The sequence below is a fragment of the Wenzhouxiangella sp. XN79A genome, assembly GCF_012272825.1.
Classification (GTDB): domain Bacteria; phylum Pseudomonadota; class Gammaproteobacteria; order Xanthomonadales; family Wenzhouxiangellaceae.
The window spans coordinates 32,365-46,548 of the sequence record NZ_JAAWWS010000151.1 but is presented as its reverse complement, the minus strand read 5'-3'; the positions used below and the strand labels follow the sequence as shown (position 1 = coordinate 46,548).

The following is a 14,184-nucleotide window of genomic DNA, read 5'->3' as shown; positions in this document are numbered from 1 at the left end:
CTGTTGGAGGGCGCTTGCGCGCGAACCGAATCGGCCACCCTTCGCCCGCAAGCGGCCTCCAACAGACCTTCGATCCGGCCTCGGCGCTGATTCACCTGTTGGAGGGCGCTTGCGCGCGAACCGAATCGGCCACCCTTCGCCCGCGAGCGGCCTCCAACAGGTGAATCGAGCCGCTTCGCCCTGATCGACTGTTGGAGGGCGCTTGCGCGCGAACCGCACCGGCCACCCTTCGCCCGCGAGCGGCCTCCAACAGGTGAATCGAGCCGCTTCGCCCTGATCGACTGTTGGAGGGCGCTTGCGCGCGAACCGAATCGGCCACCCTTCGCCCGCGAGCGGCCTCCAACAGGTGAATCGAGCCGCTTCGCCCTGATCGACTGTTGGAGGGCGCTTGCGCGCGAACCGAATCGGCCACCCTTCGCCCGCGAGCGGCCTCCAACAGGAAGCTCCAGCCGCCTCGATCCGATCGACGGTTGGAGGGCGCTTGCGCGCGAACCGAATCGGCCGCCCTTCGCCCGCGAGCGGCCTCGAACAGGAAAAAGTGAAAAGCGGGCCCCGGGGCAGCGCCCGGAAAACCTACTTCACCCGCATGCCCGGCTGCGCATCGGAATCCGGTGAGAGCAGGTACGGCCCGCCGTCGTCGCCGCCGGCCGCCAGCACCATGCCCTCGGACATCCCGAATCGCATCTTGCGCGGCTTGAGGTTGGCGACCATGACGGTCAGCCGGCCCTCGAGGTCGGCCGGTTCGTAGGCGCCGCGGATGCCGGCGAAGACCTGGCGGGTCTCGCCGCCAAGGTCGAGGACCAGGCGCAGCAGCTTGTCGGCGCCTTCGACGAAGCCGGCCTCGGCGATCCGCGCCACGCGCAGGTCGACCTTGATGAAGTCGTCGATGGTGATTTCCGGCGCCAGCTCGAGCTTCGGCGCGGTCTCTGCGGTGTCGGACGATGACTCGGTGGACTCGAGCGATTCTTTCGCGTCGTTCATCAATGCCTCGATCTGTCGGGGTTCGACCCGGCGGGCCAGCGGCTGGAAGTTCTCGATGCGGTGATCGAGCAGCGGTTCGTCCAGGCCGGCCCAGCTCATCAGGTCGTCGTTCAGGAAGGTGCCGGCGTTTTCGGCAATGGTCGGGATGACCGGCGACAGCCAGGTGGTCAGCACGCGGAACAGGTTCAGCGCCTGGGTGCAGACGGCCACGACCTCGACCGCCCGGCCTTCTTCCTTCGCCATCTTCCACGGCTTGTGTTCGTCGACGTACTGGTTGGCGCGGTCGGCCAGCGCCATGATGCGGCGGATGGCCGAGGCGAAGTTGCGCTGCTCGTAGTCCTCGGCGATGGCCTCGCTGGCGTCGGTGAACTCGCGGTACAGGTCGGCGTCCGGCAGGGTGGCCGAGAGCGTTCCGCCGCCGAGCCTGTGGACGAAACCGGCGGCGCGGCTGGCGATGTTGACCAGCTTGCCGACGAGATCCGAGTTGACCCGGTTGATGAAGTCGTCGAAGTTCAGGTCGAGATCGGCCAGGCCCGGGCCCAGCTTGGCGGCAAAGTAGTAGCGCAGCACGTCCGGCGGCAGGTGGTCCAGCCAGGTGCGGGCCATGATGAAGGTGCCGCGCGACTTCGACATCTTGGTGCCGTTGACGGTCAGGAAGCCGTGCGCGTGCACGGTGTCGGGGCGCTTGAACCCGGCACCTTCCAGCATCGCCGGCCAGAACAGGCAGTGGAAGTAGATGATGTCCTTGCCGATGAAGTGGTGCATCTCGGCGTCGGCCCCGGGCCGCACCCAGGCGTCGAAGTCCAGGCCGCGCGCCCGGCAGACTTCCTTGAAACTCGAGAGATACCCGACCGGCGCATCCAGCCAGACGTAGAAGTACTTGTCCTCGGTGCCGGGAATCCGGAAGCCGAAGTACGGCGCGTCGCGGGTCACGTCCCAGTCGCGCAGGCCGCCCTCGAACCACTCGTCGAGCTTGTTGGCGACCTCGTCCTGCAGCGGGCCGGAGCGCATCCAGGCCTTCAGGCCCTCTTCGAAGGGCTTGAGGGTGACGAAGTGGTGCTCGGTGGACTTCATGACCGGGGTGGATCCCGACAGTACCGAGCGCGGTTCGATCAGGTCGGTCGGTTCGTAGGTCGCCCCGCAGCTCTCGCAGGAGTCGCCGTACTGCTCCGGCGCCTTGCAGCGCGGGCAGGATCCGCGGATGAAGCGGTCGGGCAGGAACAGGCTCTTCTCGGTGTCGAAGAACTGCTCGATGGTCCGCGTGACCACGCTGCCGCCGTCGACGAGCTTCTGCCAGATCTCCTCGACCAGTTCGCGATTGGTCTCGCTGTGGGTCGAGGAGAAGTTGTCGTGGGAAATACCGAAATCGCGGAAGTCGCGCTCGTGCTGCTCGCCGAACAACTCGATCAGCTGCTCCGGCGTCATGCCGCGCTTCTCGGCGTTGAGCATGATCGGCGTGCCGTGCGCGTCGTCGGCCCAGGCGAACACGACCTCGTGGCCGCGCGCACGCTGGAACCGGGCCCAGATGTCGGTCTGGACGTATTCCAGCATGTGGCCGAGGTGGATCGGACCGTTGGCGTAGGGCAGCGCGGCGGTGACCAGGATGCGGCGGCGACTCATGGATGTCTCGGTCGGTCTCGGAAAGCCCGACATTATCGCATGGGGGCCCGGATGCGATACTGGGTGGGATAATCGATGAACCCGATCGCCGAGCACTCCAACCGAGGACCGGACCGATGAGCTCCAACCGCTGGAAGGCCCGCCAGGAAAAGGACCCCTACGTCAAGCAGGCCCGCGCGGCCGGCTACCGGGCCCGTGCGGCCTTCAAGCTGCTGGAGCTCGACGAAAAGGACCGCCTGCTGCGGCCCGGCCTGAAGGTGGTCGACCTCGGCGCGGCACCGGGCAGCTGGGCACAGGTCGCCGCCGAGAAGGTCGGCGAGACCGGCCGGGTGGTGGCGTTGGACATCCTGCCGATGGATGCGCTGCCCGGCGTCGAGGTCATCGAGGGCGATTTCCGCGAGCAGCCGGTGCTCGAGCAGCTCGAAGCCCGGGTCGGCGAGCGGGTCGACCTTGTGCTTTCCGACATGGCCCCCAATCTCTCCGGCATTGCGGTCGCGGACCAGGCCCGCAGCATGCACCTGGCCGAACTGGCGCTGGAGTTCGCCCGCCAGTGGCTGGAACCGAACGGACGGTTCGTGGTCAAGCTGTTTCAGGGTGAAGGCTTTGACGCGTTCGTTCGCGAAGCGCGTGCTACATTCAGAGTCGTTCGAATCCGCAAGCCGAACGCCTCCCGGCGAGAGAGCCGCGAGGTCTACCTGGTCGGCGACGGTCTGAAGCCGTCCTGACCGGTCGAAACCCCGAATTCCGCGCTGCCCCCGAACGGCCGCAGCGCACGTGACAGCCCAGGAGCCCGACGTTGAGCCAGCTCGCCAAGAACCTTCTGATGTGGATCATCATCGCGATGGTCCTGATGAGCATCTTCCAGCACTACGCCGAGACCGAGACCGCGGCGCAGCCCGTGGACTACTCGACCTTCCTCGAACAGGTCCGGAACGGGCAGATCGATACGGCGATCGTCCAGGCCCAGACCGGCGGCCAGAAGATCACCGGGCAGACCACCGACGGTCGAAGCTACGAGACCTTCGCGCCGCCGAACGACCCGGGCCTGATCGCCGATCTGGAGAACAACGGGGTCAAGCACTCCGCGGTTCCGCCGGAGGGTCGCTCGGTGCTGGTCGACATCATGATCAGCCTGCTTCCGGTGCTGCTGCTGGTGTTCCTGTTCATCTACTTCATGCGCCAGATGCAGGGCGGCGCAGGTGGCCGCGGCGGCGCGATGAGCTTCGGCAAGTCGCGCGCCAAGCTGCAGGGCGAGGACCAGGTCAAGGTCACCTTCAAGGACGTTGCCGGCGTCGAGGAAGCCAAGGACGAGGTCGTCGAACTGGTCGAGTTCCTGCGCAACCCGTCGAAGTTCCAGAAGCTCGGCGGCCAGATTCCCAAGGGCGTGCTGATGGTCGGCCCGCCCGGCACCGGCAAGACCCTGCTGGCCCGCGCCATCGCCGGCGAGGCCAAGGTGCCGTTCTTCTCGATCTCGGGTTCGGACTTCGTCGAGATGTTCGTCGGCGTCGGTGCCTCTCGCGTCCGCGACATGTTCGAGACGGCCAAGAAGCACGCCCCGTGCATCATCTTCATCGACGAGATCGATGCGGTCGGCCGTCACCGCGGCGCCGGTCTCGGCGGCGGTCACGACGAGCGCGAGCAGACCCTGAACCAGCTGCTGGTCGAGATGGACGGCTTCGACGGCCACGAGGGCATCATCCTGATTGCCGCGACCAACCGGCCCGACGTGCTCGACCCCGCGCTGCTTCGCCCGGGCCGCTTCGACCGCCAGGTCGTGGTGCCGCTGCCCGACCTGAAGGGCCGCGAACAGATCCTGACCGTGCACATGCGCAAGGTGCCGATCGACGACGACGTCAACCCGCGCAACATCGCGCGCGGCACGCCGGGCTTCTCCGGCGCCGATCTGGCCAACCTGGTCAACGAGGCCGCGCTGTTCGCCGCGCGCGAGGATTCCAGGACGGTCGCCCAGGACCACTTCGAGCGGGCCAAGGACAAGATCATGATGGGCGCGGAGCGCAAGTCCATGGTCATGAACGAGGACGACAAGCGCCTGACCGCCTACCACGAGGCCGGCCACGCGATCGTCGGCCGGATCGTCCCCGAGCACGACCCGGTCTACAAGGTCACGATCATCCCGCGCGGTCGCGCGCTGGGCGTGACCATGTTCCTGCCCGAGGAAGACAAGTACAGCCTCAACAAGACCCAGCTCGAATCGCAGCTGGCCAGCCTGTTCGGCGGCCGCGTGGCCGAGGAGCTGATCTACGGCAAGGCCAAGGTCACCACCGGCGCCAGCAACGATATCGAACGGGCCACCGCCATCGCCCGCAACATGGTCTCGAAGTGGGGCCTGTCCGACGTACTCGGCCCGCTGTCCTACGACGAGAACGAGGACGAGGTCTTTCTCGGCCGCTCGGTGACCCAGCACAAGAACATCTCCGACGAAACGCATCGGATGATCGACAAGGAAGTGCGCACGATCATCGACGGGGCCTACGAGCGCGCCAAGGAGATCCTGACCGAGCACGATCGACAGCTGCACCTGATGGCCGATGCGCTGATGCGCTACGAGACCATCGACGCCAGGCAGATCGATCAGATCATGGACGGCAACGAGCCCGATCCGCCCGAGGGCTGGAACGACAGCGGCAGCCCGCCGCCGACCGGCTCCGGCGACGACGACGCGCCCGCGCCCTCGGGCAGGCCCGCCGAGCAGCTCTGAACCGACCCACCCCGACCCCGCCCCGCCGCGGGGTCGTTCGTTTCCGGTCGAGGCCGAGCCGGTCCGTCGCGCGCAGCTTTGCAGCGCCGATGGCACAATCGCAGGTGCCATGGATCTCCTGCTCATCGTCGTCAGCGCCGCGCTGGTCAACAACTTCGTGCTGGTGCAGTTTCTCGGCCTGTGCCCGTTCCTCGGCGTGTCCGGACGGCTGGAGGGCGCGGCCGGCATGGCGATGGCCACGGCATTCGTACTGACCCTCTCGGCCGTGGCCAGCTACGTCCTGACCGCCTGGGTGCTGGAGCCGCTGGGGCTGGGCTACCTGCGCATCGTGGCCTTCATCGTGGTCATTGCCGGCCTGGTCCAGCTGACCGAGCTGGTCCTGCGCCACGCCGCGCCGATGCTGCACCGCGTGCTCGGCATCTACCTGCCGCTGATCACCAGCAACTGCGCGGTACTCGGCGTGGCGCTGCTGAACGTGCGTGAACAGCACTCGCTGGTCGAGTCGGCGCTGTACGGCTTCGGCGCGGCGGCCGGCTTCGGGCTGGTGCTGGTGCTGCTGGCCGCGGCCCGCGAGCGGCTGGACCTGGCCGACGTCCCGGCCAGCTTCCGCGGCGCGCCGATCGCGCTGATCACCGCCGGACTGATGGCGCTGGCCTTCATGGGCTTCGCCGGGTTCGCCAAGCTGTGAGCGGCGTTCTGACCGCACTGGTCGTGCTGCTGGCCCTGCTGCTGGGCATCGGCCTGGTGCTCCGGATCGGCGCGAAGCGGCTGGCGCCCGACGAGGATTCGGTGGTCGAGCGGATCAATGCCGTTCTGCCGCAGACCCAGTGCGCGCAGTGCGGCTACCCCGGCTGCCGGCCCTACGCCGAGGCGATTGCCCGCGGCGAGGCCGACATCAACCAGTGCCCGCCCGGCGGCGAGACCGGCGTGCGCGAGCTGGCCGAGCTGCTCGGCCGCGAGCCGAAGCCGCTGGACGCCGAACGCGGCGAGACCAAGCCACCGCAGGTGGCCCTGATCGACGAAGACCGCTGCATCGGCTGCACGCTGTGCATCCAGGCCTGCCCGGTCGACGCGATCGTCGGCGCGGCCAGGCGCATGCACACCGTCATCGAGGCCGACTGCACCGGCTGCGAACTCTGCCTGCCGCCCTGCCCGGTCGACTGCATCGACCTGGTGCCGCGGCCGGCCCCGTTCATCTGGCCCGAGCCCGATGCACCCCGCCGCTCGATCCCGATCGAGGTGCGGCATGGCTGAGTTCGAGCTCGGACGCCACCTGTACCGCTTCCCGGGCGGCCTGAAGCTGCGCCACCACAAGCAGATCGCCTGCCGCGACCCGCTGACGCCCGCTCCGCTGCCCGAGCGCCTGTGGCTGCCGCTGGCCCAGCACCAGGGACCGGCCGGCGAATGCCTGGTCGAGCCCGGCGACCGGGTCGTCGGCGGCCAGCCGCTGACCCGCGCCCGCAGCGATCGCGAAGTGCCGATCCACGCGCCGACCTCGGGCACCGTCGAGGCGCTGCGCGACGGACCGGTCAGCTGGCCGCCCGGCGGGCAGGCGCGCTGCATCGTGCTGATCCCCGACGGCGAAGACCGCTTCGAGCCGCTGGACGTGCCGGAAGACTGGACCTACGAATCAACCGATGCACTGATCGAACGACTGCGGGCCGGGGGACTGGCCGGCCTCGGCGGCGCGGTCTTCCCGACCGCGGCCAAGCTGCGCGGCGAGTTTCCGCCGATCCGGGCGCTGATCCTGAACGGCTCGGAGTGCGAGCCCTACATTTCCTGCGACGAAATGCTCATGCGCAGCCGCCCCGAGGCAATCATCGAGGGTGCGCGGATGCTGGCCCGGGCCACCGGCGCCGACGACGTGGTGATCGCGATCGAGGACCAGATGGGCGAAGTCCGCAAGCGCCTGAACGCAGCGATCCGGGCCGTCGACGCGGAGGCGCCGATCCGGGTCGTCCAGGTCACGACGATCTATCCGGAAGGCGGTGAGAAACAGCTGATCCAGGTGCTGACCGGCCAGGAGGTGCCGCACGACGGGCTGCCGCAGGACCTCGGCCTGGTCTGCCTGAACGTGGCCACCGCCGCGGCGGCCCGCGACATCCTGATCGACGGCCGGCCGGTCATCGAGCGCATCGTCACCGTCAGCGGGCCGGGCATCCGGCATCCGCGCAATTTCGTTGTTCGGCTGGGCACACCGATCGCCGGGCTGATCGCCGCCGCCGACGGCACCACCGGCGCGATCGATCGGCTGGTGCTCGGCGGCCCGATGTCGGGCCTGCCGCTGGCCTCGGACCGGATTCCGATCACCAAGGGCAGCAACTGCATCCTGGCGCTCAGGCCCGAAGACACCGCGCGCGAACAGCCGGTGATGCCGTGCATCAACTGCGGTGAGTGCATCCGGGTCTGTCCGGCCAGCCTGCTGCCGCAGATGCTCTACAAGCACCTGGTCGCCGACGACTTCGACACTGCCCGGGAACTGAACCTGTTCGACTGCATCGAATGCGGTTGCTGCGCCCACGTCTGTCCCAGCCACATTCCGCTGGTCGACCACTACCGCCACGGCAAGGGCGTGCTGCGCGAACGCGGCATCGAGGACGCCCGCGCGGCCCGGGCGAAAGCCCGCTTCGAGGCGCGCGAGGCGCGGCTGGCCGAGCGCGAGGCCGCGCGACGAGAACAACGCGAAGCGCGCGAACGCCGCCTCAAGGACGCCGACCGGGCGCAGGACGAAGTCCGGGCCGCAATCGAGCGCGCCCGGGCCCGGGCGCAGAAGGACACCGGCGACGCGGGGGACAACGACGCATGAACCTGTCGCTGGCCGGCGCCCCGCACCTGCCCCCGATCAGCACGGTCGGCGGCGTGATGCGCCAGGTGCTCTACGCCCTGGTCCCCGGCATCGTCGCCCACGTGGTCTATTTCGGCGTCGGCATCCTGTTCCAGATCGCCCTGGCCGTGACCTTCGCGCTGGCCCTGGAAGCCGCGATGCTCACGCTCCGCGACAGGCCGCTGAAGCCTTTCCTGTCCGACTACAGCGCGGTGGTCACCGCGGTGCTGTTCGCGCTGTGCGTCCCGCCGCTGGCGCCGTGGTGGATCGCGCTGACCGGCATGCTGTTCGCGATCGTCATCGCCAAGCACCTGTACGGCGGGCTGGGCTCGAACCTGTTCAACCCGGCGATGGTCGGCTTCGCCGCGGTGATCATCGCGTTTCCGATCGAGCTGTCGCAATGGCTGGCGCCCCGCTCGCTGACGCCCGGCCTGCCCGGCATCGGCGAGACCGCGATCGCGATCTTCACCGGCCAGCTGCCGCCTTCGGTGGGCTGGGACGCGATCAGCCAGGCCACGCCGCTGGATGCGCTGAGAACCGGCGTGGCCGAGAACCGGCTGGTTACCGAGATCCGCGCCGCGCCGATCTTCGGCGATTTCGGCGGCCTGGGCTGGGAGTGGATCGCCAACTTCTACGCGCTCGGCGGCCTCTACCTGGTCTGGCGGCGAGTGATCTCCTGGCACGTGCCGGTGGCGGTGATCGGCACCACCCTGCTGGTCTCCACGCCGATGTGGCTGCTCGGGCCGGACATCCACCCTTCGCCGCTGCAGCACGTGTTTTCCGGCGCGCTGGTGCTGGCCGCGTTCTTCATCGCCACCGACCCGGTCTCGGGCTGTTCGACAATGCGCGGCCGGCTGGTGTTCGGCGCCGGCGTGGCGATCCTGACGCTGGCCATCCGCCGCTTCGGCGGCTACCCGGACGGCGTCGCGTTCGCGGTGCTGCTGATGAACATGGCCGCGCCGATGATCGACCGGCTGACCCGGCCGCGGACCTACGGCCATGACAGCGACCGGGACGGCTCATGAGGTCCTTCCGACAGCACCCTCTTCCGGTCCTGGGCCTGGTCGCAGCGGCCGCGGCCGTGCTGCTGGCCGGCGTCCACCAGTGGACGGCCGGGCCGATCGCCGAGCAGGCCGAGCAGCGCGCACACGCCACGCTGACCCAGCTGCTGGCCGAAGGCAGCTACGACAACGACCCGATCCACGACCGGTTCCCGGCCTGGATCGCCGGTCTCGAGCCGCCGTCGACGATCCATCGGGCCCGGCGCGCCGGCGAGCCGATCGCGCTGCTGGCCGACGTGACCACCACCGAGGGCTACAGCGGTCCGATCCGGCTGCTGATCGCGCTGCGACCCGACGGCGAAGTCATCGGCGTGCGCGTGCTCGAGCACCGCGAGACGCCCGGCCTCGGAGACCGCATCGAATCGGACCGCTCGGACTGGATCCGGCAGTTCGAGGGCCGCGCGCTCGGCGATCCGCCGGCCGGGGACTGGCGTCCCGACCGTCGCGGCGGCGCCTTCGATACACTGTCGAGCGCGACGATCACCTCCGCTGCGGTCATCGATGCCATCGGCCGGGTGCTGGCCTGGCAGCGCGCCAACCGCGAGCGCATCTTCGAGATTCCGGCGAGTCAGGAATGAACGCAACAACCCGAACCTTGTGGCGCGACGGCCTCTGGACCAACAACCCCGGCCTGGTCCAGCTGCTCGGCCTGTGTCCGCTGCTGGCAGTCACCGGCACCGCGATCAACGGGCTCGGCCTCGGCCTGGCCACGCTGGCGGTGCTCGCGGCCAGCAACGTGCTGGTCTCGCTGCTGCGCCACCAGGTCGCCGCGGAACTGCGCATTCCGGTCTTCGTGCTGATCATCGCCACGCTGGTCACCGTGGTCGACCGGATCCTGGCCGCGTTCTTCTACGACCTGTGGACCACGCTGGGCATCTTCATCCCGCTGATCGTCACCAACTGCACCTTGCTGGCCCGGGCCGAGGCCTTCGCCTCGCGTCGGCCGGTGATCGATGCGCTGCACGACGGCCTGGCCCAGGGGCTCGGCTTCCTGCTGGTGCTGGTGGTGCTAGGCTCCCTGCGCGAACTGATCGGCCAGGGCTCGCTGCTGGCCGGGGCCGACCAGCTGTTCGGGCCGGCGGCCGCCGGGCTGACCCTGCAGCTGTTTCCCGAGCAGCACGGCCTGCTGCTGGCGATCCTTCCGCCCGGCGCCTTCATCGGCCTGGGCCTGCTGGTCGCACTGCGACAGCACCTGCACACCCGCCGCCCGGCGCCCCGGTCCGCGCCATCGACCGAGCCCGCCGGCACCTCGGCCCCAGGGCCCGAAACCGCCTGAACCTCAGCGGTCCGCACAGCCCGACGATCAGCGAAGGAAGCAACCATGCCCCGCCCGATGAACCCCGACAACCGTGCCGAGTTCTTCCGGCGACTGGCCGAACTGGACCCCGAGCCGACCACCGAGCTGGAATATTCATCGACCTTCGAGCTGCTGATCGCGGTGATCCTTTCGGCACAGGCCACCGACGTGGGCGTCAACAAGGCCACCCGGCGGCTGTTCCCGGTCGCCAACACGCCGCAGGCCATTCTCGAACTCGGCGAGGACGGCCTCAAGGAGCACATCAAGACGATCGGGCTGTTCAATTCAAAGGCCCGCAATGTCATGCGTACGTGCAAGGCGCTGGTCGAGCTCTACGCCGGCGAGGTCCCGCGCGAGCGGGCCGCGCTGGAAGCGCTGCCCGGAGTGGGCAGGAAGACCGCCAACGTGGTCATGAACACCGCGTTCGGCGAGCCGACCATGGCCGTGGACACCCACATCTTCCGGGTCGCCAACCGGACCGGTCTGGCGGCCGGCAGGACCCCGCTGGCCGTCGAGAAGGCGCTGCTGAAGCGGGTGCCGGCCGAGTACCTGCAGCATGCCCACCACTGGCTGATCCTGCACGGCCGCTACATCTGCAAGGCGCGCAGGCCCGACTGTCCGCATTGCCCGGTCGCCGATCTGTGCAATTTCACGAACAAGACCCCCGGGACACCCGACGCCCCGGCCGCGGCCGACTGAGTTCTTGCTGGCAGCCATGCAGATGTGCTATCAGTAGCGTCCCGCTCCGGGGCCGGCCGTCGTTGGTGGAGGATCCGATCCTTTACGTTTCGATCGCATCGGTGGAATCCGGTGAAAGGAATCCTCCCCGGCCGCGGTCTGTTCGGGCAGGCGCATCCGGTATGCGCCCGTTCTCCGGGTTCGGCAAGGTCCGGACCCTTTCCTGAAGCTGTTGGAGGCTGATCATGAAGAAGACGCAACTCGTTACCGCCATCGGTGCTGTCGCCGGTGCCTCGTTCGCCCTGAGCGCATTCGCCGGCGATTCGACCGCCAATCCGTTCCAGGCCGATGACCTGTCGACCCTGTCGGCCGGCAAGATCGGCTTCGACGACCACGGCGACGACAAGGAAGGCGCCTGTGGCGAAGGCTCGTGCGGTGAAGGCGAAGGCGAAGGCGACGACAAGGAAGGTTCCTGTGGTGAAGGCTCGTGCGGGGAAGGCTCCTGCGGCGAGGGTGACGACAAGGAAGGTTCCTGCGGTGAAGGGTCCTGCGGTGAAGGGTCCTGCGGCGAAGGCGACGACGCCGAAGGCGCCTGTGGTGAAGGTTCCTGCGGCGAGGGCTCCTGCGGCGCCGCCTGAGCGGCCCGCGGGACCGAACCGAACGAACCATGAGTGCCCGACCACCCCTCCGGGGCGCGGGACTCGGGCTGCGGCGGGCCCTGCTGGGCCCGCTGGAGCATGCCGACCTGAGCGATGTCGACTTCATGGAAGTCGCACCCGAGAACTGGATCGGGGTCGGCGGCGCGCGCGGCAAGGCCTTTCGTCGCTACACCGAACGGCTGCCGTTCGTCTGCCATGGCCTGTCGCTGTCGCTGGGCGCGCCGGAACCGCTCGATGAAACCTTCCTGAAGCGGGTGCGGCGTTTTCTCGATGCCCACGACATCCGGCTGTACTCCGAGCACCTGAGCTACTGCTCCGAGCACGGCCACCTGTACGACCTGATGCCGATCCCGTTCACCGAAGAAGCGGTCGACTGGGTCGCCGCGCGCATCCGCCGGACCCAGGACCTGGTCGGTCGGAAAATCGCGGTGGAGAACATTTCCTACTATGCCCAGCCGACCACCGAACTGAGCGAACTCGAATTCATCAACGCGGTGCTCGAACGCGCCGACTGCCACCTGCTGCTCGACGTCAACAACATCCACGTCAACAGCGTCAATCACCGCTACGACGCCCGGGCCTTCCTCGACGGCCTGCCGGCCGATCGGGTGGCCTACATCCACGTCGCCGGCCACCACAACGAGGCCGAAGACCTGATCGTCGACACCCACGGCGCCGACGTCATCGACCCGGTCTGGGACCTGCTCGACGCCGCCTACCAGAAACTCGGCCCGGTGCCGACGCTGCTGGAGCGCGACTTCAACTTCCCGGCCGTGGAGCAGCTGCTCGACGAGGTGCGGACCATTCACCGCCTGCAGGCCCGGCATCCGGAGCGGTCCGAGCGGCATGTCCGGGCCTCCTGAGCGGCTGGCGGCGCTGCAGAAGCGCTTTGCCGACCACATTCGAGACCCGGCCTCGAACCCGGCGCCGGACGGCGTCGAGGAGCGACGGCTGGCGATCTACCGCCGGCTGTTCTTCAACAACCTCTCGAGCCTGTTTTCGAAGAACTTCACCGTGGTCCGGCGAATCGTGCCCGACCCGCGCTGGAACGAGCTGATCGGCGCGTTTCTCGCCGAGCACCGCGCGACCACGCCGCTGTTTCCCGAGATCGGCCGCGAGTTCGTCCGCTTCCTGGCCGAGCAGCCGGAGCGCCACCCCGAGTGGCCGTGGCTGGCCGAGCTGGCCCACTGGCAGTTCCTGAACACCACCGTGCGCAACGACGAGCACGACCCGGCCGAGATCGAGGCCGACCCGCACGGCGATCCGGTCGAGGGCCGACCCCGGCTGAACCCCACGCTCGCGCTGGCCGCCTACCGCTGGCCGGTCCACGCGATCCGGGCCGACCGGGCCGCGCCCGAGCCGGCCGCCACCGTGCTGGCGATCTGGCGGACCCGCGACGATCGCCTCGCGCGACTGCAGATCAACGCCGTCACCGGCCGCCTGATCGAGATTCTGAAAGAAGATGCCTCGGGCACCGGTCGAATGGCACTGGAACGTATCGCCGGGGAGCTGGACCATGCCGACCCGGCGACGCTGATCGACCACGGCCGGACCCTGCTCGACGACCTGCAGACACGCGAGCTGATCCTCGGCACCGCCCCCGACTGACGGGCACGGGCGAACTCCGGCCATCAGACACTGGATTCAACCGGAGCCCGAAGATGACTGCATTGATCGAAGCCTACGACCGCCTCACCGACCGCCTGCGCTCGGCCGGCGACTGGATCGCCCCGCTCGGCCTGCGCCTGCTGCTGGGCCATGAATTCCTGAAGGCCGGACTCGGCAAGGCCGGCGCCGACGGCGTGCCGGGCTGGTTCGCCAACAAGGGCTTTCCGCTGCCGTTCGACTGGCTGCCGGCCGGCGTCAACTGGGCGATGGTGACCTGGACCGAGATCCTGGCCGCGATCGCGCTGATGCTCGGCCTGTTCACCCGCTTCGCGGCGTTTTCGCTGGTCATGGTGACGACCGTCGCGATCGTCTCCACCCACTGGCCGGAATCCTGGTCCGGCCTCGGCCAGCTCTGGGAAGGCTATTCGGTCTCGCGGGTCATGGAGGACGGCGAGTTCCGCGGCAACTTCCGCATCCCGATGCTGTTCCTGGCCATGCTGCTGCCGCTGGTCTTCATGGGCGGCGGCAAGCTGAGTCTCGACCACGCGCTGATCAGCTTCGGCCAGCGCGCCGACCTGGTCCAGGCGCGCCGCGATGACCTGCTCGCGCTGTCGCTGGCGCTGCTGGTCCCGGGCCTTGCGCTGATCTACCTGATTCCGCTGTGGGGCGTGGTGCTGCTGCTGGCCGCGGCCGCGGCGGCCGTGGTCCAGCGACTGCGGGGCTGAAGCCGCCGACCG

Annotated in this window: 14 protein-coding genes; 13 read left to right on the top strand and 1 reads right to left on the bottom strand. The window is 68.8% G+C overall.

Translation table 11 applies throughout. The features are described 5' to 3' along the window. Positions 1–573 precede the first annotated feature (573 nt). Positions 574–2,601, bottom strand: a complete 2,028-nt coding sequence (metG, locus tag HFP89_RS09600; protein ID WP_168717444.1) for a methionine--tRNA ligase — start codon at positions 2,599–2,601, stop codon at positions 574–576. A 116-nt stretch (positions 2,602–2,717) separates the two neighbouring features. Here metG and HFP89_RS09595 point away from each other — a divergent pair, with 116 nt between their 5' ends. The 13 genes from HFP89_RS09595 to HFP89_RS09535 all read left to right on the top strand — a co-directional run bounded on the left by HFP89_RS09595 (position 2,718) and on the right by HFP89_RS09535 (position 14,172). Further along, complete coding sequence (locus tag HFP89_RS09595) at positions 2,718–3,326, top strand: SAM-dependent methyltransferase (RefSeq protein WP_168717443.1); 609 nt, start codon at positions 2,718–2,720, stop codon at positions 3,324–3,326. A 71-nt stretch (positions 3,327–3,397) separates the two neighbouring features. Further along, on the top strand, positions 3,398–5,320 hold the full coding sequence (gene ftsH / locus HFP89_RS09590) for an ATP-dependent zinc metalloprotease FtsH (protein WP_168717442.1): 1,923 nt from the start codon (positions 3,398–3,400) through the stop codon (positions 5,318–5,320). Positions 5,321–5,429: 109 nt separating this feature from the next. Next, positions 5,430–6,008: an electron transport complex subunit RsxA gene (rsxA, locus tag HFP89_RS09585; RefSeq protein ID WP_168717441.1), complete on the top strand. Its 579-nt coding sequence runs from the start codon at positions 5,430–5,432 to the stop codon at positions 6,006–6,008. Further along, the gene (rsxB, locus tag HFP89_RS09580; protein ID WP_168717440.1) at positions 6,005–6,574 is read left to right on the top strand and encodes an electron transport complex subunit RsxB; all 570 of its coding nucleotides are present in this window, start codon (positions 6,005–6,007) and stop codon (positions 6,572–6,574) included. The genes rsxA and rsxB overlap by 4 nt, the downstream gene beginning before the upstream one ends. Beyond that, positions 6,567–8,126, top strand: a complete 1,560-nt coding sequence (rsxC, locus tag HFP89_RS09575) for an electron transport complex subunit RsxC (RefSeq protein ID WP_168717439.1) — start codon at positions 6,567–6,569, stop codon at positions 8,124–8,126. Before rsxB ends, rsxC begins: the two co-directional genes overlap by 8 nt. Next, positions 8,123–9,169, top strand: coding sequence for an RnfABCDGE type electron transport complex subunit D (locus HFP89_RS09570; RefSeq protein ID WP_168717438.1), 1,047 nt, complete (start codon positions 8,123–8,125; stop codon positions 9,167–9,169). Before rsxC ends, HFP89_RS09570 begins: the two co-directional genes overlap by 4 nt. After that, positions 9,166–9,783, top strand: a complete 618-nt coding sequence (locus HFP89_RS09565; protein ID WP_168717437.1) for an RnfABCDGE type electron transport complex subunit G — start codon at positions 9,166–9,168, stop codon at positions 9,781–9,783. Before HFP89_RS09570 ends, HFP89_RS09565 begins: the two co-directional genes overlap by 4 nt. After that, on the top strand, positions 9,780–10,481 hold the full coding sequence (locus tag HFP89_RS09560; protein ID WP_168717436.1) for an electron transport complex subunit E: 702 nt from the start codon (positions 9,780–9,782) through the stop codon (positions 10,479–10,481). Before HFP89_RS09565 ends, HFP89_RS09560 begins: the two co-directional genes overlap by 4 nt. A gap of 57 nt (positions 10,482–10,538) precedes the next feature. Further along, a complete protein-coding gene (gene nth / locus HFP89_RS09555; protein ID WP_168717455.1) occupies positions 10,539–11,201 on the top strand; it encodes an endonuclease III in 663 nt (220 codons plus the stop codon). Between the two features lie 224 nt (positions 11,202–11,425). Continuing rightward, positions 11,426–11,818 (top strand): hypothetical protein, encoded by a 393-nt coding sequence (locus HFP89_RS16320; protein ID WP_168717435.1) that lies wholly within the window; start codon positions 11,426–11,428, stop codon positions 11,816–11,818. Between the two features lie 29 nt (positions 11,819–11,847). Continuing rightward, positions 11,848–12,702 carry a DUF692 domain-containing protein gene (locus tag HFP89_RS09545; RefSeq protein ID WP_168717434.1) on the top strand — a complete coding sequence of 285 codons (855 nt, stop codon included), beginning with the start codon at positions 11,848–11,850 and terminating at the stop codon, positions 12,700–12,702. After that, positions 12,686–13,447: a putative DNA-binding domain-containing protein gene (locus HFP89_RS09540; protein WP_168717433.1), complete on the top strand. Its 762-nt coding sequence runs from the start codon at positions 12,686–12,688 to the stop codon at positions 13,445–13,447. The genes HFP89_RS09545 and HFP89_RS09540 overlap by 17 nt, the downstream gene beginning before the upstream one ends. 53 nt (positions 13,448–13,500) lie before the next feature. Then, positions 13,501–14,172 (top strand): DoxX family protein, encoded by a 672-nt coding sequence (locus HFP89_RS09535; protein WP_168717432.1) that lies wholly within the window; start codon positions 13,501–13,503, stop codon positions 14,170–14,172. Positions 14,173–14,184: the final 12 nt, after the last annotated feature.